This window comes from Amycolatopsis sp. NPDC033938 (assembly GCF_055575975.1).
The window spans coordinates 166,502-188,464 of sequence record NZ_JBVIRO010000007.1 but is presented as its reverse complement, the minus strand read 5'-3'; the positions used below and the strand labels follow the sequence as shown (position 1 = coordinate 188,464).

The following is a 21,963-nucleotide window of genomic DNA, read 5'->3' as shown; positions in this document are numbered from 1 at the left end:
AATGGCGACCGAAGGAATCGAAGCCGTCTTCCTGGAGACCAGGAACTGGGGCAAGACCGCGAAGTTCTTCCAGGAACTCGGTTTCGAGCTGGAACTCACCAGCGGCGACGGTTCCGGGGTCTTCCGCAACGGCGAGGGCGCGTACTTCGTCGTCGTCGAGGTGCCGGAGAACCGTGACCCCGGACTGCGGATCGCGCTGAAAGTGTCCGATGAGGACGGTTTCCGTCCCGACCCGGTGGTCGAAGTGGTCACGCCGTTCGAGGACACGCACTACGGCACGAGGGAGATGACCGTCCGCGACCCCGACGGCCGGATCTGGAGCCTCCAGGCCGCCAAGACGGCATGAGGCGCGGCGATCCCTGGGCGGTCCTGCTGATCCTCAGCCTGGGGTTCTTCATGACCCTGCTGGATCTGACGGCGGTCAACGTCGCGCTCCCTGGCATGCTCGACGAGTTCCGCGCGCCGCTGGACGAGCTGCTGTGGGTCATCAACGTCTATGTCCTGATGCTCGCCGCGCTGCTGATCACCGCGGGCAGGCTGGGTGATCTGCGCGGCCCGCGCACGCTGTTCCTCTGGGGTGTCGCGCTGTTCACCGCGGCGTCCATCCTTTGTGGACTCTCGCGTGATCCGGCCCAGCTGATCGCCGCCCGCGTGCTGCAGGGGCTCGGCGCGGCGGCGTTGATCCCGCAGTCGATGACGCTCATCATCGCCACCTTCCCGCCTGAGCGCCGGGGTACGGCGCTCGGCGTCTGGGGAGCGGTCGCGGGGGTGGCGACGATCGCCGGGCCGACGCTCGGTGGCCTGCTGGTCAGCACCGTCGGCTGGCGCTGGATCTTCTTCGTGAACGTCCCGATCGGCGCGCTCGTGCTCGTTCTGGCGTTCACCCTGATCCCGGACGTCCGCCGCGGCACGCGCCACAGACTGGACGTCCTCGGCGCCGTGATCGTCACGGCGGCCCTCGCCGCGCTGACGTTCGCGCTCACCGAAGGTCAGCGCTACGGCTGGAACGGCGGGATCTGGGCGTCGCTGGGCGGTGCCGTGGTGCTGCTGGTGGTGTTCCTCCTTCACCAGCGCGACAGGCAGGGCGGCGAACCACTGTTGCCGTTCGCGCTCTTCCGCGGCCGGGATTACGCGGTCATGGCGTTCGTGGCCGCGACCGTCCAGGTCGGCATGATCGGGCTCTTCCTCCCGGTGATGCTGTACCTGCAGACGGTGCTGCACTTCAGCGCGCTCGTAGCCGGGCTGGTGATGGCGCCCGCGATGGTGGTGTCGGCGGTCCTCTCGCCGATCGCGGGCCGGGTCGCGGACCGGTTCGGCGGCAAGTACGTCCTGATGAGCGGGCTGGTCCTGTTCGCGGCCGGGCTCGCCTGGTTCGCGGTGATCGCCGACGACGGCCGCGAGGGGTGGGAGTTCCAGCCCGCCTTGATCGTCGCCGGATTCGGGATCGGCTGCGTGTTCGGCCCGATGGTCTCGCTCGCGATGGCGGGGGTGGCACCGGAACTCACCGGGGCCGCGTCCGGCGTGCTGAACACGATCCGCCAGGTCGGCACCGTGCTCGGTAGCGCCGCTGTCGGTGCCCTGCTGCAGAACCGCCTCGCCCACCACTCGACGTTCACTGACGCGCTGCGCCCGACACTGGCGTTGCCGATCGCGGTGGTGGCGCTCGGCGCGGTGGCCTGTTCCCTGGTGCGGCGTGAGCCGGGCCCGCGCCGCACCAGGGAATCACCGCGCCAGGTGACCGAGCCAGCCGCCGAACCGCGTGATGTCCTCGGCACCCTCGATCGCTGAAGGCTCACAGACGAACCCGGACACCTCGCTCCCGTCGGCCAGCCGTACCTTCCCGATCGCCAGTGGCGCGGGGACACCCGCCACGAACTCGCCGAACCCGGCGAGCGGCAGGTCCCACACCTCGGCCTCGATCGGTTCGCCGCCCGAGGCGACCCGGACGAGGCCGGGTTTGGGCGGCACGGTGTCCAGCGCGTAGAGCCGGTACTCGGCCGCCGTCGGTCCCGCCGAAACGAACCGGCCGCCCCGCGAGGTCAGTTCGTGGTTCAGCGGCTGCCCGCGCAGATGGGCACCTACGACGGCGATCCGCGTCCGGCGCGGCACCAGCCGGGCGACGTCGGCGAGGATCCGGTCGGCGTGGGCGGCTCCGACGAGCATCACCCCGAACGGCAGGCCGGCGACGGTTCCGGCGGGAACCGCCAGCGACGACAGGCCCAGCAGGTTGGTCGAGTTCGTGAACCGGCCCAGCCGCGCGTTCACGCCGAGCGGGTCGGCCTCGACTTCGGCGATCGTCGGATGCCCGGTCGTCGTCGGCGTCAGCAGGCAGTCCACAGTAGACAGAACGGCCGCCGCCTCCCGCTTGAGGCCGTCGAGCGTCGCCAGGTCGGTGCACAGCCGATGCGCCGGGATGTCCTTGGCCGCGCCGATGATCTGCCGTACCGAAGGATCGACCACCTCCGGATGCGCGTCGATGAACTCGCCGACCGCCGAGTACCGCTCGGCCACGAAGGCACCCTCGTACAGCAGGCTCGCCGCGGCCAGGAACGCCGATATGTCGACAGGGACCAGTTCGGCCCCCGCGTCGCGGAATTCGTGAGCCGCCGCGGAGAACGCCTCGGCCCACCCGTCCTGCACCGGACCGAGAGCCTCCGGCACGCCGATCCGGACGGGGCGGTCGACCGCGGGAAGCTCCCGAGGCTCGCTCAGGCAGGCGAACGCCGCCGTCGCCTCGTCGACCGTCCGCGCGAACACCGTCACGCAGTCGATGCTCGCGCACGCGGGCACCACACCGGCCGTCGGCAGGAGGCCCCGCGTCGGCTTCAGGCCGACGATCCCGTTGAACGCCGCCGGAACCCGGCCGGATCCGGCGGTGTCGGTGCCCAGCGCGAGATCCGCGATCCCGAGTGCCACCGCGACCGCCGAGCCCGAACTCGACCCGCCCGAAACGTAGGCCGGGTCGATCGCGTTCCGGACCGCGCCGTACGGACTGCGCGTGCCGACCAGGCCGGTCGCGAACTGGTCGAGGTTGGTCGTGCCGAGGATCAGCGCCCCGGCCGCGCGCAGCCGCGCCACCACGGGCGCGTCCTCGTCCGGACGGTAGGCGTACTCGGGACATCCCGCCGTCGTCGGCAGCCCGGCGACGTCGATGTTCCCCTTGACGGCGGCGAGTTTCCCGTACAGCGGCAAGGGTTCCCCGGCCGCGCGACGGGCTTCCAGCTTTTCGGCGTCGGCGAGCACGTCGGCCTCGGGGCGCAGATCGATCCAGATCTCGGGCCGGTCGACCCGGGCGATCCGGTGGTACGCGGCGCGTACCCGCTCCAGCACACTCATCCCGCGCTCCTTCCCAGTACCACCAGCGGGGTGCCGGGGGCGACCTGATCGCCGGGGGAGACGAGTACTTCGACGACCTCCCCGGCGGTGGGCGCGGGAATCCGCGCCTCGGTCTTCATCGCTTCGAGGATCACCAGCGTCTCCGCCGCGTCCACCCGCTTGCCCGGCTCGACGTCCACCCGCCACACCGTCGCGGCGAACGGCGCCTCGACGACGTGGCCGCCGGGAGGTGCTTCGACCTTCGTGGCCGGGGCCTTCGCGCCGGCGGGCTCGGGACGAGGGTCGAATTCGCCCGCGGCCGCCCAGGCCCGCCGTTCCGCCTCGAACGCGGCGGACTGCTTCGCCCGGAACGCGGCGATGTCGGCGGCGTTGTCGGCGAGGAACCGTTCGTGGTCGGCCAGCGCGAACTCGCCGTCGGTGATGTCGAGTTCCAGTTCTCCCGCCGAGCTTTGCGCCCGCAGGTCCAGCAGTTCCTCGGCGGAGACGGGATACCACGAGATCCGGTCGAAGAACCGCAGCAGCCACGGCGATCCCGGCTCGAACGACCCGCGTTGCCGCCAGCCGCTCCACACCTGCACGGTCCGCCCGACGAACTGGTAGCCGCCGGGGCCTTCCATCCCGTAGATGCACAGGTACGAGCCGCCGATGCCGACCGAGTTCTCCGCGGTCCACGTGCGCGCGGGGTTGTACTTCGTGGTGACCAGCCGGTGCCGCGGGTCCAGGGGAGTGGCCACCGGGGCGCCGAGATAGACGTCGCCGAGGCCCAGCACGAGGTACTCCGTGTCGAACACCGTGCGATAGACGTCGTCCACACTGGACAGACCGTTGACCCGCCGGATGAACTCGATGTTCCACGGGCACCACGGCGCGTCGTCGCGCACACCCGCCATGTACCGCTCGATCGCTTCGCGGGTCGCCGGGTCGTCCCAGGACAACGGCAGCCGCACGGTCCGGCTCGGCACCACCAGATCGGCGGTGCGCGGCAGATCGTGCTCCACCTCCTGGACGAGACCGAGCAGCTTCGACACCGGCAGCACGTCCGGGTCGACATGCACCTGCAGCGACCGGATACCGGGCGTCAGGTCGACGACGCCACCGAGCCCTTCCTCGGCCAGCCTGTCGGCGAGGGCGTGGACCCGCATCCGCAAGGCCAGATCGAGCTTCATCGGGCCGTACTCGATCAGCAGGTTGTCGTCGCCGCTGCGCCGGTAGGTGACCTCGGGATTCTCGTCCGATGTGGACAGACGGCCGAAGATGCCGCCGTCGTCGATCGGCTTCCGGCTCGCCTTGACCGCGGTGGCGGGGTCCGTCCGCAACGCGCCCGCGTGCTCGATGGTGATCGGCACGAACCGCACGGTGTCGCCCGGCCGCAACTGGCCGAGCTTCCAGCGCTGCCCGGTCACCACCGTCGCCGGGCAGACGAAACCGCCGAGGCTCGGCCCGTCCGGGCCCAGCAGGATCGGCAGGTCGCCGGTGTAGTCGACGGCGCCGATCGCGTACGGCGTGTCATGGATGTTCGACGGATGCAGCCCGGCCTCGCCGCCGTCCTCCCTTGCCCAGCGCGGACGCGGCCCGACGAGCCGGACACCGGTGCGCGCGGAGTTGAAATGCACTTCCCAGTCGGTGGCGTAGAACGTTTCGACGTCGTCCGCGGTGAAGAACTCCGGAGCCGCGTGCGGCCCCTCGGCCGCGCCGATCTCCCAGCGCGTCCCGAAAACGGGGCGTTCGGCCTCGGGAACCGGGCCGGTGAGGGCGTTCTCCGGCAGTGGCCCGGGGGAGAGGACGTCGCCGGTCGCGAGCGCGCGCCCGCCGTGCCCGCCGAAACCGCCCAGGGTGAACGTCGCCGCGCTGCCCAGGAAGGACGGCACGTCGATCCCGCCGCGGACGAGGACGTACGCGCGGAGCCCGGCGGTGCCGGTGCCGACGTCGAGGACGCCGCCCGCGGGCACCTCGACCGGAGTCCACTGCGGAACGGTCTCGCCGTTCACCGTGACCGGTGACGGGGAACCCGTGACGCAAACGATTGCGGCGTCGGTGAACCGCAGCGACACACCGTCCACAGTGCACTCGAGGCCCGGCGCGCCTTCGGGATTGCCCAGCGCGCGATTGCCCAGCCGGAGCGAGAGGTCGTCCATCGGTCCGCTCGGCGGCACGCCCACGTGCCAGAAGCCCAGCCGTCCCGGCCATTCCTGCACGGTGGTCATCGTGCCGCCCCGCAGCACCTCGATCCGCGGTTCGGGATCGGTGATCGCGTCCAGCGTCGCGGTGTCGTGCGTGACCTCACGCAGCCGATGGTCGGCGGTGACCGCGCGCAGCTGCCCGAGGTTCGTGCGGACGCCGTCCACCCGGCTTTCCGCGAGCGCGGTGCCCAGCGCGGCCAGCGCCCCGGCCCGGTCCGGTCCGACGGTGATCACCTTGGCCAGCAAGGGGTCGTAGTGCGTGGTCACCGTCGTCCCGGCTTCGACCCAGGTGTCGACGCGGACCCCGGCGGGGAAGTCGGCGCGGGTCAGCAGACCGGCGCTCGGCCGGTGTCCGGCCGCCGGGTCCTCGGCGTAGACCCGGGCTTCGACCGCGTGCCCGCGTGGTTCCGGCGCGGTGGCGAACATCCCGGTGTCGCCGTCGGCGAGCCGGAGCATCCACGAGACCAGATCGATCCCGTAAACCGCCTCGGTGACCGGATGCTCCACCTGGAGCCGCGTGTTCACTTCGAGGAAGGCGGCCTCTTCCCGGTCCGGGTCGTAGACGAACTCGACCGTGCCCGCCGACCGGTAGCGCACCGACGCGCAGAGATCGACGGCCGCCGAGACCAGTTTCTCCCGCACCCCTTCGGAAAGGCCCGGGGCAGGACATTCTTCGAGCACCTTCTGGTTGCGCCGCTGCAGGGTGCAGTCCCGCGTGCCCAGCGCCAGCACTTCACCCGTACCGTCGCCGAACACCTGCACCTCGACGTGCCGGGCGCGGGTCACCAGCCGTTCGAGGAAGACACCCGAGGTCGAGAAGCTCTTCGCCGCGATGCTCTGCACGGCGTCCCAGGCGTCCCGTAGTTCTCCGGCCGAAGCGCAGGCGCGCATGCCGATCCCGCCGCCACCACCGGTGGCCTTGAGCATCACCGGGTAGCCGATCTCGGCGGCCGCGGCTTCGGCGTCGGCGAGCGTGTCCAGCAGCCCGGTACCCGGCAGCAGCGGGACACCGGCGCCGACTGCCTTGTCACGAGCGGTGTGCTTGCTGCCGAACACCTCCAGCTGTTCGGCGGTGGGTCCGGCGAACCGGATCCCGGCCGCTTCCACCGCCCTGGCGAAAGCGGCGTCCTCGGACAGGAAACCGTAGCCGGGGTGGATCGTGTCCGCTCCGGTCTTCAGCGCGGCCTCGATGATGGCGTCGCCGAGGAGGTAACTCTCCCTGGCCGGCGCCGGGCCCAGCCGGACGGCCTCGTCGGCGAGCCTCACGTGTGCGGCGGTGCGGTCCGCGTCGGAGTGGACCGCCACCGTCGGAATGCCCATCTCCTTGGCGGTCCGCAGGATCCGGACCGCGATTTCCCCCCGGTTGGCGACGAGCAGTTTCACTCGCCACCGCCGGTGACGATCATCCTGACCGGCGTCGGGTCGAAACCGTTGCAGGGGTTGTTGATCTGCGGGCAGTTCGACACCAGGACCAGGACGTCGGTTTCGGCGCGGAGCTTGACTTCGAGACCGGGCGCGGAGATGCCGTCGACGATGCCGAGTGTGCCGTCCTGTTCGACCGGGACGTTCATGTACCAGTTGACGTTGCTGACCAGGTCCCGTTTGCCGAGACCCCATTTCGCGCCCTCGGTGAGGAAGTTCTCCACACAGGCGTGCTGGTAGCGCGTGTGCTGGCCGTACCGGAGGCTGTTCGACTCCTTGCTGCACGCGCCGCCGATGGTGTCGTGCCGTCCGCAGGTGTCCTCGACGACGGTCAGCAGCGGCGCGCCCTCGCCGGTGCGCAGCACGCTGCCGGTGGTGAGGAAGATGTTGCGCTGCGCGGCGATCGTAGCGGCCGCGGAGTACCTCTTCGCCGTGTCGGCGGCGTCGTAGCAGAGGAAGTCGACGGCCTGGTTGCCGCCGAGGTCGATGATCGCGAGGATCTCACCGCGCCGGAGCACGGTGGAATACGGTGCCCGCGCGGCGACCTCGGTGTCGGAGACGATCGTCGTGGTCATGCGATCCCCCTGGCGGTGAGGTAGTCGGCGGTGTTCTCGAAGGCACGCTGGGCTTCCGGCGACGCTGTCCACTCAGGACTGTCCGGTGTGGACGGCGCGCAACGCTGCGCGAGGACACGCAGCGGGGTGACCGTGTAGTCCGGGCGCGGGTCGAGCGGATGCGCCACATTGGCGATCAGGACGACGACCGGGAGTTCGGTACGCAGGACCACGGATTTGCCAGGTCCGGCCGAACCGGTGAACGTCAGCCCGCCGTCGGCTTCCACGTGGACGCCCTGGAAGAAGGAAAGGCTCGGCGGCAGATCGCGCGGCGTGAGCCCGTGTTTCGCCGCGGCGAGCGTGAACAGCGCGTTGCCCGACGGCGAACCGCCTTGCGGGCTGCCGTCGCCGTACCGCTCGACATTTCCGTCCACAGTGGACGTGCCGCACAGGGCGTCGTGCTTGCCGCTCTCGTCGGTGACGACCGTCGCGAGCACGCGGGCCTGATCGGACAGCAGCGCCATCGCTTCGCCGAGGTAGGCGTTCCACTGGACCTTCACCGTGTCCGCCACGTTCAGCCGCTCCCACGGCTGATCGGCGTTGAACAGCAGCAGATGCGCGCAGGCGTCGCCCTCGACGTCGCTCAGCCGCAGCTCGGTGCCGCGAGCGAGCACTTTGTGCGTGTAGCCGCCACCGGCGACGGTCTCGGCCCAGACCAGCTTCGCCGGGTCGACTCCGGGCGGTGGGTCCGGCCAGGTGGACGCCGGGATGGACGGCATCGCGTCGGCGACCGATCCCGCCTGGGCGCGGGCATGGTCGCGAGCGCCGTACGTGGTCGATGTCGTGCTCATGGAACCTTCCTTCAGATCGTGGGGACGGGAACCGTGGTGAGCGCGGAGCGGCGGCGCCAGCAGAGGTAGCCGGTGAGCAGCGCGGCGCCGACGAATTCGATCGGGAACAACCGGACCCAGACGGAGCCGGTGCCCGCCAGGTCGTAGATCTCGGCTCGTGGCCAAGCGATGTTGACGATCATCATCGCGCCGTACCCTACTGCCGCTGCGTTGACCGGAATAGCCCATCGCCCGAGGGAGAAATGGCCTGGTTCGGCGGTGAAACGGCCCTGGCGGCGCCGCCGGAGCAGCGGTCCGGTCACCAGGAGATAGGCGAGGTAGACCACGACCACCGAAGTCCCGGTGATGGTGCTGAAGATGGTCGGATTCCCGAGGTTCACCAGCAGGAGGCCGATGGCGAGCGCGCCGGACAGGAGTGCGGGCGCGATCGGGGTGCCGGTACGGGAGTTGACCGCGGAAAGCCGTTCGGCGCCGGGAAGCGCGCCGTCGCGGGCCATCGCGTAGATCAGCCGGACGGTGCCGGTCTGGATGGTCAGGGTGCAGACGACGACCGCGATCGCGACGTCGGCGAGGAAGATCCGGCCGAGGGTGTCGCCGAAGACGGCCGTGATCACGTACGGCAGGCCCTTCCCGGCCAGCTCTCCGTCGGTCAGGCTCGGTGCCGCCATCAGCGCGGTGAGGACGACCGCGAGCCCGCCGAGCCCGGAGATCAGGAGCGCGCGGAGCACGGCGCGCGGTGCGGTGCGGCGGGCGTCCTTGGTCTCCTCGGCGACCGAGGCGGCGGTGTCGAAACCGTAGAGAACGTACGCCGCCATGAGCGCCGAAGCGAGGACTCCGCTTACGCCCGGGTTTTCGCCGGCGGGCTGGAGCACGACCTGCGGACCGCGGACGGCGAACAACGCGAGACCGGCGATCAGCACCAGGACGCCGACGAGTTCGGCCGCGACCCCGACGTCGTTGATCCGTGCCATGAGCCGCACGCCGCCGGCGTTGACCGCCGTGGTGAAGACGATCAGCAGGGCGCCGAGCAGGACCGCGTTGGTGGCCCCGGTCGGCGACGTGACCGCCGGGTCGCCGCCGACGAGCTGGAAGCCGCTCCAGACCGAGGGGAGCACCACCTGCAGCGCGATCGCGGCCGCGGCGAGCGCGACGACACAGCCCACCAGCATCATCCAGCCCGCGAGCCAGCCCGCGAATCCCGGTGAGAGGTGTTTCGCCCACTGGTAAACGGATCCGGCCAGCGGGAAACGGGCGGCGAGTTCGGCGAAGTTGAGCGCGACGAGCATTTGCCCGGCGAGCACCAGCGGCCAGGTCCAGAAGAACAGCGTGTCCCCGAAGGAATAGCCGAAGGCGAACAGCTGGAACACCGTGGTCAGGATCGAAACGAAGGAGAAACCGGCGGCGAAGGCCGAGAAACCGCCGAGCGTCCGGCGGAGTTCTTGGCGATACCCGAAGGCGGCAAGGTCTTCGGAGGGCATTTGCGAGGGCTCCTGTCTGGAGGGCCGAATTTCGATCGACTGACCGAAATTAAGGGCATGCGGGGTCCTGCTCATCTCCGCCTGGTAAGTGCGGTGTTAACAGATACCGGATTCGGTAACCTGGGCCGACCACCGGACGTAACAAAGATCGCCGCGAAGAAATGGCAGGATCGGATAGATGACGAAAACGACCGGGGTGGGCAGACCGAGGGCCAGCGGCGCGGCGGCGAGCAAGCGGGAGGCGCGGCTCGCGGTTTTGGACGCGGCGGGGGAGCTGTTCACCGGCGCCGGGTACGCGGCGACGACCACGCGGGCCATCGCCGAACGCGCCGGCCTGCGCCAGGCGTCGCTCTACTACCACTTTCCGTCCAAAGAGGACATTCTGGCGGCGCTGCTGGAGGACACCGTCCGGCCGTCGCTCGACGTCGCGGGCGAGCTCTCGGCCGTGCACGCCCCGGTCGGCGTCCGGCTGTGGGCGCTCGCCTACGCGGACATCCACCTGCTCGGCAGCGCGCGGCACAACCTCGGCGCCCTGTACCTGCTACCGGAGATCTCCTCGCCGAGGCTGGCGCGGTTCCGGGCCGAACGGGCGGAACTCAAACGCGTCTACGGCGCCCTCGTCGAGGCGGCCGGGGTCCCCGGTGACCTCGCGGGCATCCGGACCGACCTCGTGTTCGGCCTCGTCGAGAGCATCGCGATCGTCCGGCGCGACCGGCCGGACCTGGACGTCGAGGCGCACGCCGTCGAAGGTGCCGACAGCGTCCTGAGGCTCGCCGGCCTCGGGGAACCGGACGCCGGTCTGCGGACTTCCGCACGGGCCCTGCTGGAGAGCTGAAGGGGACTTTCCCCTCATGCGATGAGACGAAAGCGTCCTTCGCCGCGTGAGATGCGGCGAAGGCGTCCTTCAGCTCCCGTCAGGCGGCGGTGGCTTGCAGGGCCTTGCTCAGCGCCGCCACGGTCAGCTCGATCTGCCACGGCCGGGCGCCGGCGTCGCCGAGGACCTTGGCGACCGAGTCCTCGCTCAGGTCGGCGGGCGGACGCCAGCAGGTGCGGCGCACGAGTTCCGGCAGCAGCAGGTTCTCCACCGGCAGCCTGCGCTCCTCGGCGATCGCGGCCAGCGCGGCGCGGGCGGCCGAAAGCCGGGCGGCGGCGTCGGGGTCCTTGTCGGACCAGCGGTTCACCGGCGGCGGGCCGTCGGTCTGCTGGGCGGGGGTCGGCAGCTCGTCGGCCGGGAGCGAGCGGGCGTTCTGCAGATGCCGCAGCCAGCTCGCGGTGTACTTGCGCTGGACCCGGCCGCTGAACACCGGGAGCGCCTGCAGCTGGTCGACGGTCTTCGGATCCGCGGTGACGGCGTTGATGATCGCGCTGTCGGGCAGGATCCGGCTCGGCGCCCGGTCGCGTTTGCGGGCGAGTTCGTCCCGTGCCTGCCACAGCTCGCGCACCGCGGCGAGGCCACGGGCACTGCGGATCTTGTGCACCCCGGACGTCCGGCGCCACGGCTCGGCCCGAGGGGCGGGCGGCGGCGCGGTGCGGACGGCCTCGAACTCCTGCTGGGCCCATTCGAGCTTGCCCTGGGCGGCCAGGTCGGCTTCGAGCTTCTCGCGCAGTTCGAGGAGCAGCTCGACGTCGAGGGCGGCGTAGTTGAGCCAATCGACCGGGAGCGGTCGCTTCGACCAGTCGGCGGCGCTGTGCCCCTTCTCCAGCTGGTAGCCGAGGAGGAGTTCGACGAGGGTGCCGAGGGCGACCCGTTCGTACCCGGCGAGACGTCCGGCGAGTTCGGTGTCGAACAGGCTCTTCGGACGCAGGTCGAGTTCGGCGAGGCACGGCAGGTCCTGTGAGGCCGCGTGCAGCACCCATTCGGCGTTGTTGAGCACTTCCGCGAGGGGTGCGAGCTGCCCCTCGAGCGGAATGGGGTCGATGAGGAAGGAGCCGGCACCTTCACGGCGCAGCTGCACCAGATAGGCCTTGGGCCAGTACCGGTAGCCGGACGCGCGTTCGGTGTCCACCGCGATGGCCCCGCTGCCGCCCGCGATCTTCGCGCAGGCTTCGGCGAGGGCGGTCGCGTCGGCGATCACCGGTGGAGTGCCCTCGGAGGGCTCGCGTAGCAGAACCGGTGCACCGGGGTCTTCGGTGCCGGTCGTCGAGTCCGCCTCTGGTGCTCCTGGTCGGTCGCCTTCCATAGGTGAAGACCCTACGGGACGGGCGGACCGCGCCTGGTCCGCCCGCCCCGCAGGGCAGTTCGCCTTTGTCAGCGGATCACGCCGGCACGCATGGCCAGCGCCACCATCTGAGCCCGGTCACCCGTGCCGAGCTTGCGCCCGATGCGGGAGAGGTGAGACTTCACGGTGAGAGCGGAGAGGCTGAGTTCCTCGCCGATCTCCTTGTTGGACTGGCCGTCGGCGACGAGCTGCAGCACCTCGACCTCGCGCGCCGAAAGCTCGCGCGGGGTGTTGTCGGTGCCGGCGACTCGGGTGCCGGTGGCCAAGACCGGTGCGACGCTCGGGTCCGCGTAGACGCCGCCCTCGAGCACCCTGCGGACGCCGTCGGTCACTACGACCGGCGATGCCGACTTGAGCAGGTATGCCTGGGCGCCGGCCTGGAACGCCGACCTGACCGCGTACGGGTCGTCTGATGAAGCGAGCACCACTACTCGAGGCCAGCCATGGCTACGGAGTTCCGTAACCAGCTCGATGCCGCTGCCATCCGGCAGTCCGAGATCGAGGATCGCCAGATCACAAGGCCCAGTGGCCTGTGCTCGCGCCCTCGCCTCGGCCACCGTGGCGGCCTCGTGGACGGTGCCCGCACCCATCTGTGCGAGTCTTGCTGAGATTGCCTCCCTCAACAGCGGGTGGTCATCGACCACCAACACGGAAAAAAGCTCTTCCCGCGGGTGCGGAACCATGCTCGCCGGCAATGAACCGGCTGGCGTGGATCGGACGGCCTGAGAAATGCCGACGGTAGCCACGTCACTACCTCCCTGGAGTCGGTCGTGCCCCCCGACCGGCACCGGGACTTTCGGCCGTTCAGCCGCGCCAGCTTTAGACCGAAAGTGGTGTCGTCGATGGCACTGTAGCCGCCCTGAGGCCTTCGCGGGGGGATCGAACGGGTATCTATCTCAAACCAGTGGTTACTCAGGGAGTTCGTAGTAACACGATCGGGCTAGTACACAGCCGGTGGCTAACACATCGCCAAATGAACGCGATGGACTTCAGTTACCGGGGCTCAACCGACTGTGCAGATGGGTCGTGCACCTGCCGGTGCCTCTTCCCGGTACCGCTGTACGGCGGTGCGGCAGAGGCCGGAATGTCCCTCCGGCATGGGGCTTGATCAACTTCGCGGAGCGTCATGATCGCTTCGCTCGGTGACCGTCATGGTAACGCTCCGGAGGCGTTCAAGGGTGTCGGGAGAGCCGGTTCCGGCCGACTTGATCTTGTTGCGGTCCGTGACACTGTGCGTAGCACGAACGGGGTGGTCCAGACCTCTGGTCGGCTGGCTCTCCGCTGGTGGGAGCTGGTCTAGTCCAGATGGCCCTGTGGAGGGTCTCGACGGCGTACGGACGCTCTCAGGGCCTCGCGTACGGCGTAAGCGAAGGCGTCTACGGACGCTTCGCGGCCGCTCGCGAGTACATGAAGGACCCCTTGCTTGCGCTAGGCGCAATGAAGGGGTCCTTCATGTACTTCCGGCCGCGGTTCGCGCGGGGGAGCAAGGGACCTTTAGTATCGCTAGCTTTCCTAGCGGCGCTAGCTGGCTGGGAATCGCAAAATAACCCGAATGCTATGTCTCGATTAGTGGGATTCCGGCGTGTCGGGACCTCGGCGAGCCCGCTCCGGTGCTGATGCGCGTGAAGGCCCCCTTCCCTCGGCTCAGCCGAGGGAAGGGGGCCTTCACGCGCGGGTCAGGAGGACTGGCGCTGCCCGAAGAGGGTCACGCCCACCGGAGGCAGCCCGACGACACTCGCCATCACCTGACAGAACGCCTGCCCATGCGGCCGCAGCGCGGCGTCCGTCGGCGTCCAGGACGCCCGCAGCTCCAGATCGTCGGTGCGCGCGGGACCGGAGATGTCGCCGAAGCGGGCCGACGACGTCTCGGTGACGGTGCCACCCAGCGCCGTCCACTCCGCGCCGGAGCTTTCCAGCGCGTCGGTCAGCCACGACCAGCCCACGGCGGGCAGGAAGGGATCGGTCGCCAGTTCCCGGTCGAGTTCCGCGCGGACGTACATGACCAGCCGCAGGACGCCGTCCCAGCCTTCCTGGCCATCCGGATCGTGCAGCAGCACCAGCCGTCCCGACGCCAGCACGTCCGCGGGCCCCTCCACCTCGCAGCTCACCGCGTACGACCACGGCGCGAGGCGCTGCGGCGGGCGCATCGTCTCCAGCTGCACTTCGGGACGGGGCCGGACCGATTGCAACGCCGCGACGGCTTCACGGAAGAGGTCGGGTACTGACGTCATCGCGGTCACCAACCGACTGTAGGACGCGATAGTCCGGTTCGGGGCGCAGACGCGCCGAGAGTAAGGCCGCTGAGCGCCCATGGCACCATGAACCGTGATGTCTCCTTCAGCTGCTTCTCCCGCGCAGACCGTCCCGGCGGCCCGTCGCGCCCTGCCCGGCGCGCCGTTCCTGGCCGCCGCGCGCGGCGAACGCCCGGTCCGCACCCCCGTGTGGTTCATGCGCCAGGCCGGCCGGTCGCTGCCCGAGTACCGGGCGCTGCGCGAAGGCACCTCGATGTTCGAAGCCTGCTTCGACCCCGAGATGCTCGCGGAGATCACCCTTCAGCCGATCCGCCGTCACGGCGTCGACGCGGCCATCCTCTTCAGTGACATCGTCGTCCCGCTCAAGGCGGCGGGTCTCGACATCGACATCGTCGCCGGTACCGGCCCGGTCGTGGCCTCGCCGATCCGCGACGCCGCGGGCGTGCGCGCGCTGCCGGTCCTCGACCCGGAGCAGGTGGAGCGGGTCGCCGAGGGTGTCCGGCTGCTGGTCGGGTCGCTGGGCGAGACGCCGCTGATCGGTTTCGCGGGCGCGCCGTTCACCCTGGCCTCCTATCTCATCGAGGGCGGGCCGAGCCGCAACCACGAGCACACCAAGGCGCTCATGCACTCCGAGCCCCAGCTGTGGCACGAGCTGGCCGGGCGCCTGGCGGACATGGCGATCACCTTCCTGTCCGCGCAACTGGACGCCGGCGCCGACGCGATCCAGCTGTTCGACTCGTGGGCGGGCGCGCTCTCGGAGCGGGACTACCGCGAGTTCGTCCTGCCGCATTCGGCGAAGGTGCTGGCCTCGGTCACGCGCTACGGCGTGCCGCGGATCCACTTCGGCGTCGGCACCGGCGAGCTGCTGGTGGCCATGCGCGACGCGGGTGCCGACGTGGTCGGCGTCGACTGGCGCATCCCGCTCGACGAAGCGGTCCGGCGGCTCGGCGGCGGGGTCGTGCAGGGCAACCTCGACCCGGCGCTGCTGCACGCGTCCTGGCCGGTGCTCGAAGCGGAGGTCCGGCGCGTGCACGCCGAGGGCCGCGCGGCCGACGGCCACATCTTCAACCTCGGCCACGGCGTGCTGCCCGGCGTCGACCCCGATGTCCTGACGCGCGTGGTCGGGCTGGTGCACGAGCTCCAGCCGTGAGCACGATCGCCGTCGTCGGTGGCGGTGTCTCGGGACTGACCGCGGCCTACCGCCTGCGGACGCTGCTCGGCGAAGACGCCAGGATCGTCGTCTTCGAAGCGACGGGGACCCTCGGCGGGAAACTCCGCACGGTCGAGCTCGCCGGGGAACGCTACGACGTCGGCGCGGAGGCCTTCCTCGCCCGCCGCCCCGAGGCGCTCGCGCTGGTCCGCGAGGTCGGGCTGGGCGAAAGCCTGGTCCACCCCACCAAGGCCAGGGCCAAGATCCACGCCGGTGGTTCCGTGCTCGGCCTGCCGCCGGGCACGGTCATGGGGGTTCCCGCCTCGGCCGACGCCGTCGCCGGGGTGCTGTCGGAGAAGGGCCGCGCCCTGGTCGAGGCCGAGGCCTCGTTGTCTCCGGTGGAACTGCCCGCCGGTGACGTGCCACTCGGCCCGCTGCTGCGCGAGCGGTTCGGCGACGAACTGGTCGACCGGCTCGTCGACCCGCTGCTGGGCGGCGTCTACGCCGGGGGAGCGGACGGGCTGGGGCTGCGTGCCACGATGCCCGGTCTCGCGTCCGCGATCGATCGCGGCGCGCGTTCGCTCACCGAAGGCGCCGCGTCGCTCATGCCCGCCTCACCGAGTACCGCCCCGGTCTTCGGCACCCTGCTGGGCGGGCTCGGCACCCTGATCCACCGGCTCGCGGAGCTGTCGCGCGCCGAGGTCCGGACCGGGGCCACCGTGACGGCACTTCAGCGCACCGCCACCGGCTGGCAGGTCGACGACCTCGAAGCCGACTCCGTCCTCCTCGCCGTCCCGGCGCCCGCGGCGCGACGGCTGCTCGACGGCGTCGTGGCCGTGGCTTCGTCGGCGTTCGCGGACGTCGAACTGGCGTCGATGGCGGTGATCGCGCTCGCATTGCCGCCGGGTACCGCATTGCCGGAGTCCTCCGGGGTACTGATCGGCGCGGGTGAGCGTGACGCGGCCGGGAAACCGTTCGCGGCCAAGGCGTTCACCTTCTCCTCACGCAAGTGGGCGCAGTACGGCGAAGGCCCGGTGCTGGTACGAGGCTCGGTCGGCCGCTTCGGCGAACCGGGGGCCCTGCACGCCGACGACGACGAACTGGTGCGCGTGGTCCGCGACGATCTGGCCCGGCTGACCGGTGTCACCGCCGAACCGATCGACACCCTGGTGACCCGCTGGGGCGGCGGGCTCCCGCAGTACGGCACCGGTCACCTCGAACTCGTCGAGCGGATCGAACGTGCCGTCGCGGCCGTCCCGGGGCTCGCGGTGGCGGGCGCGACACTGCACGGCGTCGGGCTCCCGGCGTGTATCGCCACCGCGGACGCGGCCGCCCGGCGCATCGCCGGGATCACACCGACCCACGAGGGCTCCTGAGCACCGGCAGTGCCAAGATGGCGGTATGGCGCGGCTGAACTACAACGAGCTCAATGACACCATCCGCTACACCGCCTGGTCGGTCTTCCGGGCCGAGCAGGGCAAGCTCGGCGAAGACCGCGCGCGGGCGACCGCGGAGACCACCGAGTACCTCGACGCGCTGGAGGCCAAGGGCGTCGTCGTCCGCGGTGTCTACGACCTCTCGGGGCTGCGGGCCGACGCCGACTACATGATCTGGTGGCACGCCGAGGAGATCGAGCAGGTCCAGGCGGCCTACAGCGGTTTCCGGCACACACCGCTCGGCCGCGCGTCGGCGCCGGTGTGGAGCCAGGTCGCGCTGCACCGCCCGGCGGAGTTCAACAAGAGCCACATCCCGGCGTTCCTCGCCGGTGAAGAGGCCCGCAAGTTCATCTGCGTCTACCCGTTCGTGCGGTCCTACGAGTGGTACCTGCTGCCCGACGACGAGCGCCGCAAGATGCTCGCCGATCACGGCAAGGAGGCCCGCGACTACCCGGACGTCCGCGCCAACACGGTCGCGTCGTTCGCACTGGGCGACTACGAGTGGATCCTGGCCTTCGAGGCCGACGAACTGCACCGCATCGTCGACCTGATGCGCCATCTGCGCGGCACCGAGGCCCGCCTCCACGTGCGCGAGGAGATCCCGTTCTACACCGGGACCAAGGTGGCCCCCGCCGAACTGATCGCCCTGCTGCCCTAGTGAACGCCAGCGTCTGGACCACGCTCACCGGCGACACCCTCGCCGAAGACGCCGTCGAGGTCACCGGCCCCGAGTCGGTGCTGCCCGGGATCTTCCGGGTCGAGGAGGCGGCGACGTCGAGTATCGCCGCGGCGACGCTGGCGGCCGGGGAACTGTTGCGGGTGCGGGGAATCGAGCCGGGCAAGGTCTCGGTCGACACCCGGCACGCCGCGGCGTCGTTCCACAGCGAGCAGTACATCCGGGTCGACGGGGAGCCGGTGCCGTTCAGCGCGCCGCTGTCCGGCGACTACCGTGCGAACGACGGCTGGGTGCGGCTGCACTGCAACTATCCGCGGCACGTCTCCGCCGTGTGCTGGGGCCTCGGCGTGCCCGCGACCCGCGCGGCGTTCGAGAAGGTCGTCGCGGCCAAATCGAAGTACGAGGTCGAGTCCGCGGTGGTCGGTGCCGGTGGGGCCGCCGCCGTCATGCGCACGCGTGAGGAATGGCTGGCGCACAAGCAAGGGCAGGCCGCCTCCGCGCTGCCGGTCGCCGAGATCCGGCCGCTCGGCCCTTCGGAACCCCGGCGGCTCTTCGAATCCGACCGGCCGATGGGCGGCGTGCGGGTCCTGGAACTGACACATGTCATCGCCGGACCGGTCGCGGGCCGGGTACTCGCCGCGCACGGCGCGACCGTGCTGCACGTCGGTTCGGCGAATCTGCCGACCGTGCCGCCGCTGGCGGTCGACACCGGGATGGGCAAGCGGTCGGCGTACGTCGACCTGGAGTCCGAGGCCGGCCGGGCACGGCTGCGGAAGCTGGTCGCCCGCGCCGACGTCGTCCTGCAGGGTTTCCGGCCGGGATCGCTGGTGGCCAAGGGGTTCTCGCCGGAGGCACTCGCCGAACTCCATCCGGGGATCGTGGTCGCGGACCTGTCGGCCTACGGCTGGGAAGGGCCGTGGGCGCGCAGGCGCGGGTTCGACAGCCTGGTGCAGATGGCGTCGGGGATCGCCGACGAAGGCGGGAAGGCCGCCGGGCTCGACGGCCCGGGGCCGCTTCCGGTGCAGGCACTCGACCACGCCACCGGCTGGCTCACCGCGGCGGCGATCATGACCGCCCTGCGCCGGGCGATGACCGAGGGCGGCAGCTGGCACGTCCGCACCTCGCTCGCCGGCACGGCGCACTGGCTGGACTCGTTGGGGCGCAAGGACCCCGGTCCTTCAGGCTTTGACGGGACCGAGTGGCTGGAGGACGTCGACAGCCAGCTCGGACGCCTGACCAGGGTCAGGATGCCCGGCGTGCTGCCCGGAGCGAATCCACAGTGGACGGAAGCGACGCATGTGCCGGGCAGCGACCCCGCGTCGTGGAACAACACCGGTGTCTGACTGACCGCTGGGGCAGCGGTGACGACACACCTGCGGGCGCACTCATCGGAAGCCTCTGGTCAGGAAAGTCCGTGAAGGCCTCCTTCCCTACCTGGAGAGTCACGGTCCCGGCAAAGGCGAGGTGGGCAGGCCTGAGTCTGGACGTCAGCGGGGCTTCAGTGTCCACAAGGGACATCGCCGGGCGATTAGGTGTCTGATTAATGCCGCTATGGACGGTTCCGCGTGGGGTCGTGAGTGGCGATTCGGGTTAGAACCCTCATTGACACTCACGACCCCCTCGCGAAACCGTGCAACTTGCCCAAATCGGGCGCATTCGTCTCGAAAAGTGTCCCTTATGGACAGTCGAGAGCCGGGTGAGGCTCCTTTGCGTGAGCCCACTCCCGCCGGGTCCGCCACGACAGGTTCGCTTTGTCCCGCTCTAGCGGTGGAGCCGACCAGCGGTTATGCGACTTTGCCGAAACCACTTCCCACACCCGTCACGAGCCGCGTCGTAGCCACCTCGTCAAGCGCCCCGGTGGCTTCGGCACTTCGCCGCGCTCCACGAGCCACCTGCCGAAAGCGTCGGCGTAGGCGCGTGCGCGGATGGCGTCGGTCTTGGGGTGGCCCGCCGCGTACTCGCGGAACAACGCGCCGAACCGGTCGCCGAGGGCTTCCGCGAGGTCGGGCCGGAGATAGGCGGCCAGCCTGCTTTGCTTGTTCCGCAGGACGTTCGCCTCAATACGGAGCCTGTCCGCGTCGAAGCCCGCCGGGGCGTCACCCCCGGCGAGCAGCGCCCTGAGCAGCTCGGCCTGCTGCCCGGCGAGCCGCTCCCGGGGCGAAGTCACGGCGAGACCGCTTCCCGCAGCGCGGCCAGTTCGGCCGCCAGTTCACTGTCGGGCGGGTAGTCGTCGTCGCGTTCCAGGAGCACACCCGGCGGCTCGGTGCGCCTCCGCAGTTCGCGCAGCAGGTCCAGCACTTCCGGGACCACCGGATGGGCATGCGTGTCGTGGTAGACGCCGTCGCGTTCGACGCCGCCCGCCATATGCGTGTACGCCAGCCGCTCCCACGGGATCTCGTCGAGGAACCGTTCGGGGTCGGTGCCGAGGTTGCGGGCGTTGGCGTACAGGTTGGCGACGTCGATGATCAGCAGGCAGCCGGTCCGGTCGGTCAGCTCCCGCAGGAACTCCGACTCGGAGAACTCCGCGTCCGGCCATTCCAGTACCGCGGCGATGTTCTCAAGCGCGAACGGTACGTCCACAATGGACTGGGTGAGTTTGACGTTGTCCACCAGGACGTCGAGCGCCTCCCGGGTGCGGGGCAGCGGCATCAGATGTCCTGAATCGAGGCCGCCCGCGCGGACGAAGCACACGTGGTCGCTGGCCATCGGCGCGCCGAGTTCGCGGGTGACCTCCGCGAGCTGCTCGACGCGCGCGGTGTCCAATGGTTCGGCTCCGCCCAGCGACAGCGAGACGGCGTGCGGCAGGACCGGGATTCCCTTGTCGCGCAAAGCGACCAGGGTTTCCGGAAGGTGTCCGGCGTGCAGGTTCTCGGCGACGACCTCGACCCAGTCGACGCCGGGCAGCCGCGCGATCGACAGGTCCAGCTCGTGCCGCCAGCCGATCCCGATCCCGAGCCTGCCGGGCCCGTCAGCCACCGCAACCCCCGCCACCGCAGGAGCTGCCTCCGCCACAGGAGCTACTGCTGGAGCTACTGCACGAGGAGCCGCTGCTGCACGAGGAGCCGCCGGACGAACCGCCGCCGAAACCGCTGGAGACCGGAGGCGGGATCAGAGCCGCGCTCAGTTCCTCGTCCGGGAAGGAGGCGAGCCCGCCGAACGCGACCGCCGCGGCGGCACCGCCCAGCACCGCGCCACCGGCCATGCCGACGTACCCCGGTCCGTTCGGGATGCCGCGTTTGCGCTCCCGTCCGTGGGCGGACCTGGCCCGGTGAAGCACCCGGTCGCCCTCCCCGGTCGGGCGCGGGCCCGACCTCTTGTTCTTGACGGCGCGGGCGACCAGCGTCGCGAAGCCGGCCACGATCAGCAGCGGGATGAGGAAGCCGACGGGGTGGTCACCGGAGATCCCGGCGATCAGGCGCACCACACCGAGGACGAGCACGGCGAGGTACAGGAAGAACACGACCTGGCGGATCCGGGGCGCCCGGTCCGCGACCACGAGCCCCCGGGCCTGGAGATCCTTGGCGAGCGCCTGCATCGGCCCCGACATCCGCAGCCGGTCGCGGATGCCGCGGGTCGTGGCGTTGTAGCCCGGCCGCGCGCCCTTGGCGACGGCCTTCTCGATCGGGTCGGCGGGTTCGGGGCCCGTCAGCTGGAGCTGCTTCAAGCTGCTGACCCGCAACGTCCCGCGGTCGACCAGCGCCGCGATGGCCGTGTCGACCACGCGGTCCGGCCCGCCTGCCAGGAAGGCGAGCTCGTACACCGTCGGCTGCGGTCCGTGCACGGCGGCGCGCGGTGCCGTGCGGCCCAGCTTGACCACGGCCGTCCACAGCAGACCGACGACCAGCGGGAACACCAGCAGGGCGGCGTAGATCGCCAGGAAAGTCGGTCCGGGGATACCCCAGGTGTCCTTCATCGCACGGGCCTTTCACGAGCAGGTGCAGTTACCGTAGTCGGACGTCTTTCCGTCCGGTCGTGGTTCCGTCAGTCGAGCAGCCGGGGTGGGTTCTCACGACGGCAGTTGGACCCTCAAAAGCCGGGCTGCCCAGGGCTCAGCCACCGCAACCACCACGTCCGCCAGCACCGGATCGGGGTAGGCGGCCAGTCCGCGGAGCGCCACCGCTCCCGCGACCCCGGGAACCGGCAGCGGGTTCCGCCGCGCCGCGCCGACGACGCCCAGCCCGGTCATGGCCGTGCCACCGGCCAGCGCGGCGAGGTAATACGGGCCCGGCGGCGTCCACTCGCCGGCGGTACGGTGCCGGAGCGACCGTGCCCACAGCCCCGCGAAGAGGTAGGGCAGGACGACGAGGACACCGTAAAGCCAGGCGAAAGCCGGTCCGGAGATTCCCCAGGGTTCGTTCATGAAAACACCGCCCTCCCCGACGCTGCTCTGTGCCCAGGGAACGCGTCGG

General features: G+C 70.6%; 19 protein-coding genes. 7 read left to right on the top strand and 12 right to left on the bottom strand.

The window, feature by feature from the left end; genetic code table 11:
* Position 1: 1 nt before the first annotated feature.
* Positions 2–346 (top strand): VOC family protein, encoded by a 345-nt coding sequence (locus tag ACZ5ZX_RS20290; RefSeq protein ID WP_465503538.1) that lies wholly within the window; start codon positions 2–4, stop codon positions 344–346.
* A complete protein-coding gene (locus ACZ5ZX_RS20285; protein ID WP_465503537.1) occupies positions 343–1,788 on the top strand; it encodes a DHA2 family efflux MFS transporter permease subunit in 1,446 nt (481 codons plus the stop codon). Before ACZ5ZX_RS20290 ends, ACZ5ZX_RS20285 begins: the two co-directional genes overlap by 4 nt.
* On the opposite strand, the gene ACZ5ZX_RS20280 is transcribed toward ACZ5ZX_RS20285, so the two are convergent.
* The 5 genes from ACZ5ZX_RS20280 to ACZ5ZX_RS20260 are packed head-to-tail and all read right to left on the bottom strand — an operon-like array spanning position 1,723 to position 9,821.
* Complete coding sequence (locus ACZ5ZX_RS20280) at positions 1,723–3,336, bottom strand: allophanate hydrolase (protein WP_465503536.1); 1,614 nt, start codon at positions 3,334–3,336, stop codon at positions 1,723–1,725. The genes ACZ5ZX_RS20285 and ACZ5ZX_RS20280 overlap by 66 nt on opposite strands.
* Complete coding sequence (gene uca, locus ACZ5ZX_RS20275; RefSeq protein ID WP_465503535.1) at positions 3,333–6,899, bottom strand: urea carboxylase; 3,567 nt, start codon at positions 6,897–6,899, stop codon at positions 3,333–3,335. The genes ACZ5ZX_RS20280 and uca overlap by 4 nt, the downstream gene beginning before the upstream one ends.
* Entirely contained in the window at positions 6,896–7,513 is a 618-nt protein-coding gene (locus ACZ5ZX_RS20270; protein ID WP_465503534.1) for an urea amidolyase associated protein UAAP2, read from the bottom strand. The genes uca and ACZ5ZX_RS20270 overlap by 4 nt, the downstream gene beginning before the upstream one ends.
* Positions 7,510–8,343 (bottom strand): urea amidolyase associated protein UAAP1, encoded by an 834-nt coding sequence (locus ACZ5ZX_RS20265; protein WP_465503533.1) that lies wholly within the window; start codon positions 8,341–8,343, stop codon positions 7,510–7,512. Before ACZ5ZX_RS20265 ends, ACZ5ZX_RS20270 begins: the two co-directional genes overlap by 4 nt.
* 11 nt (positions 8,344–8,354) lie before the next feature.
* A complete protein-coding gene (locus ACZ5ZX_RS20260; RefSeq protein ID WP_465503532.1) occupies positions 8,355–9,821 on the bottom strand; it encodes an amino acid permease in 1,467 nt (488 codons plus the stop codon).
* A 178-nt stretch (positions 9,822–9,999) separates the two neighbouring features.
* Between ACZ5ZX_RS20260 and ACZ5ZX_RS20255 the strand changes: the two genes are divergently transcribed.
* Positions 10,000–10,656: a TetR/AcrR family transcriptional regulator gene (locus ACZ5ZX_RS20255; RefSeq protein WP_465503531.1), complete on the top strand. Its 657-nt coding sequence runs from the start codon at positions 10,000–10,002 to the stop codon at positions 10,654–10,656.
* A 79-nt stretch (positions 10,657–10,735) separates the two neighbouring features.
* Here ACZ5ZX_RS20255 and ACZ5ZX_RS20250 read toward each other — a convergent pair whose 3' ends face one another.
* The 3 genes from ACZ5ZX_RS20250 to ACZ5ZX_RS20240 all read right to left on the bottom strand — a co-directional run bounded on the left by ACZ5ZX_RS20250 (position 10,736) and on the right by ACZ5ZX_RS20240 (position 14,280).
* Positions 10,736–12,001 (bottom strand): HRDC domain-containing protein, encoded by a 1,266-nt coding sequence (locus tag ACZ5ZX_RS20250; RefSeq protein WP_465503530.1) that lies wholly within the window; start codon positions 11,999–12,001, stop codon positions 10,736–10,738.
* A gap of 68 nt (positions 12,002–12,069) precedes the next feature.
* Positions 12,070–12,786 carry a response regulator transcription factor gene (locus tag ACZ5ZX_RS20245; RefSeq protein ID WP_034318331.1) on the bottom strand — a complete coding sequence of 239 codons (717 nt, stop codon included), beginning with the start codon at positions 12,784–12,786 and terminating at the stop codon, positions 12,070–12,072.
* A gap of 930 nt (positions 12,787–13,716) precedes the next feature.
* A complete protein-coding gene (locus tag ACZ5ZX_RS20240; protein WP_037304423.1) occupies positions 13,717–14,280 on the bottom strand; it encodes a DUF3000 domain-containing protein in 564 nt (187 codons plus the stop codon).
* Positions 14,281–14,368: 88 nt separating this feature from the next.
* On the opposite strand from ACZ5ZX_RS20240, the gene hemE reads away from it, so the two are divergent.
* Genes hemE through ACZ5ZX_RS20220 form a run of 4 tightly spaced genes read left to right on the top strand, consistent with a single transcriptional unit; the run spans position 14,369 to position 18,897 of the window.
* Positions 14,369–15,442: a uroporphyrinogen decarboxylase gene (gene hemE, locus ACZ5ZX_RS20235; RefSeq protein WP_465503529.1), complete on the top strand. Its 1,074-nt coding sequence runs from the start codon at positions 14,369–14,371 to the stop codon at positions 15,440–15,442.
* The gene (hemG, locus tag ACZ5ZX_RS20230) at positions 15,439–16,818 is read left to right on the top strand and encodes a protoporphyrinogen oxidase (protein ID WP_465503528.1); all 1,380 of its coding nucleotides are present in this window, start codon (positions 15,439–15,441) and stop codon (positions 16,816–16,818) included. The genes hemE and hemG overlap by 4 nt, the downstream gene beginning before the upstream one ends.
* A gap of 25 nt (positions 16,819–16,843) precedes the next feature.
* On the top strand, positions 16,844–17,536 hold the full coding sequence (gene hemQ / locus ACZ5ZX_RS20225) for a hydrogen peroxide-dependent heme synthase (protein WP_465503527.1): 693 nt from the start codon (positions 16,844–16,846) through the stop codon (positions 17,534–17,536).
* Positions 17,536–18,897, top strand: a complete 1,362-nt coding sequence (locus ACZ5ZX_RS20220) for a CoA transferase (protein ID WP_465503526.1) — start codon at positions 17,536–17,538, stop codon at positions 18,895–18,897. Before hemQ ends, ACZ5ZX_RS20220 begins: the two co-directional genes overlap by 1 nt.
* A 476-nt stretch (positions 18,898–19,373) precedes the next feature.
* On the opposite strand, the gene ACZ5ZX_RS20215 is transcribed toward ACZ5ZX_RS20220, so the two are convergent.
* The 4 genes from ACZ5ZX_RS20215 to ACZ5ZX_RS20200 all read right to left on the bottom strand — a co-directional run bounded on the left by ACZ5ZX_RS20215 (position 19,374) and on the right by ACZ5ZX_RS20200 (position 21,914).
* Complete coding sequence (locus ACZ5ZX_RS20215) at positions 19,374–19,721, bottom strand: SCO6045 C-terminal-like domain-containing protein (RefSeq protein WP_465503525.1); 348 nt, start codon at positions 19,719–19,721, stop codon at positions 19,374–19,376.
* Positions 19,718–20,530: an MbnB/TglH/ChrH family RiPP precursor modification enzyme gene (locus ACZ5ZX_RS20210; RefSeq protein ID WP_465503524.1), complete on the bottom strand. Its 813-nt coding sequence runs from the start codon at positions 20,528–20,530 to the stop codon at positions 19,718–19,720. Before ACZ5ZX_RS20210 ends, ACZ5ZX_RS20215 begins: the two co-directional genes overlap by 4 nt.
* On the bottom strand, positions 20,523–21,467 hold the full coding sequence (locus ACZ5ZX_RS20205; RefSeq protein ID WP_465503523.1) for a TIGR04222 domain-containing membrane protein: 945 nt from the start codon (positions 21,465–21,467) through the stop codon (positions 20,523–20,525). Before ACZ5ZX_RS20205 ends, ACZ5ZX_RS20210 begins: the two co-directional genes overlap by 8 nt.
* A 93-nt stretch (positions 21,468–21,560) precedes the next feature.
* A complete protein-coding gene (locus ACZ5ZX_RS20200) occupies positions 21,561–21,914 on the bottom strand; it encodes a hypothetical protein (RefSeq protein WP_465503522.1) in 354 nt (117 codons plus the stop codon).
* Positions 21,915–21,963 lie beyond the last annotated feature (49 nt).

Excerpts from the sequence above, each read along its gene's own strand:
- ACZ5ZX_RS20205 (WP_465503523.1), bottom strand. The coding sequence starts at position 21,467 with ATGAAGGACACCTGGGGTATCCCCGGACCGACTTTCCTGGCGATCTAC.
- ACZ5ZX_RS20280 (WP_465503536.1), bottom strand. The coding sequence starts at position 3,336 with ATGAGTGTGCTGGAGCGGGTACGCGCCGCGTACCACCGGATCGCCCGG.
- ACZ5ZX_RS20200 (WP_465503522.1), bottom strand. The coding sequence starts at position 21,914 with ATGAACGAACCCTGGGGAATCTCCGGACCGGCTTTCGCCTGGCTTTAC.
- ACZ5ZX_RS20285 (WP_465503537.1), top strand. The coding sequence starts at position 343 with ATGAGGCGCGGCGATCCCTGGGCGGTCCTGCTGATCCTCAGCCTGGGG.
- ACZ5ZX_RS20260 (WP_465503532.1), bottom strand. The coding sequence starts at position 9,821 with ATGCCCTCCGAAGACCTTGCCGCCTTCGGGTATCGCCAAGAACTCCGC.
- ACZ5ZX_RS20250 (WP_465503530.1), bottom strand. The coding sequence starts at position 12,001 with ATGGAAGGCGACCGACCAGGAGCACCAGAGGCGGACTCGACGACCGGC.
- hemE (WP_465503529.1), top strand. The coding sequence starts at position 14,369 with ATGTCTCCTTCAGCTGCTTCTCCCGCGCAGACCGTCCCGGCGGCCCGT.
- ACZ5ZX_RS20270 (WP_465503534.1), bottom strand. The coding sequence starts at position 7,513 with ATGACCACGACGATCGTCTCCGACACCGAGGTCGCCGCGCGGGCACCG.
- hemQ (WP_465503527.1), top strand. The coding sequence starts at position 16,844 with ATGGCGCGGCTGAACTACAACGAGCTCAATGACACCATCCGCTACACC.
- ACZ5ZX_RS20255 (WP_465503531.1), top strand. The coding sequence starts at position 10,000 with ATGACGAAAACGACCGGGGTGGGCAGACCGAGGGCCAGCGGCGCGGCG.
- ACZ5ZX_RS20265 (WP_465503533.1), bottom strand. The coding sequence starts at position 8,343 with ATGAGCACGACATCGACCACGTACGGCGCTCGCGACCATGCCCGCGCC.
- ACZ5ZX_RS20290 (WP_465503538.1), top strand. The coding sequence starts at position 2 with ATGGCGACCGAAGGAATCGAAGCCGTCTTCCTGGAGACCAGGAACTGG.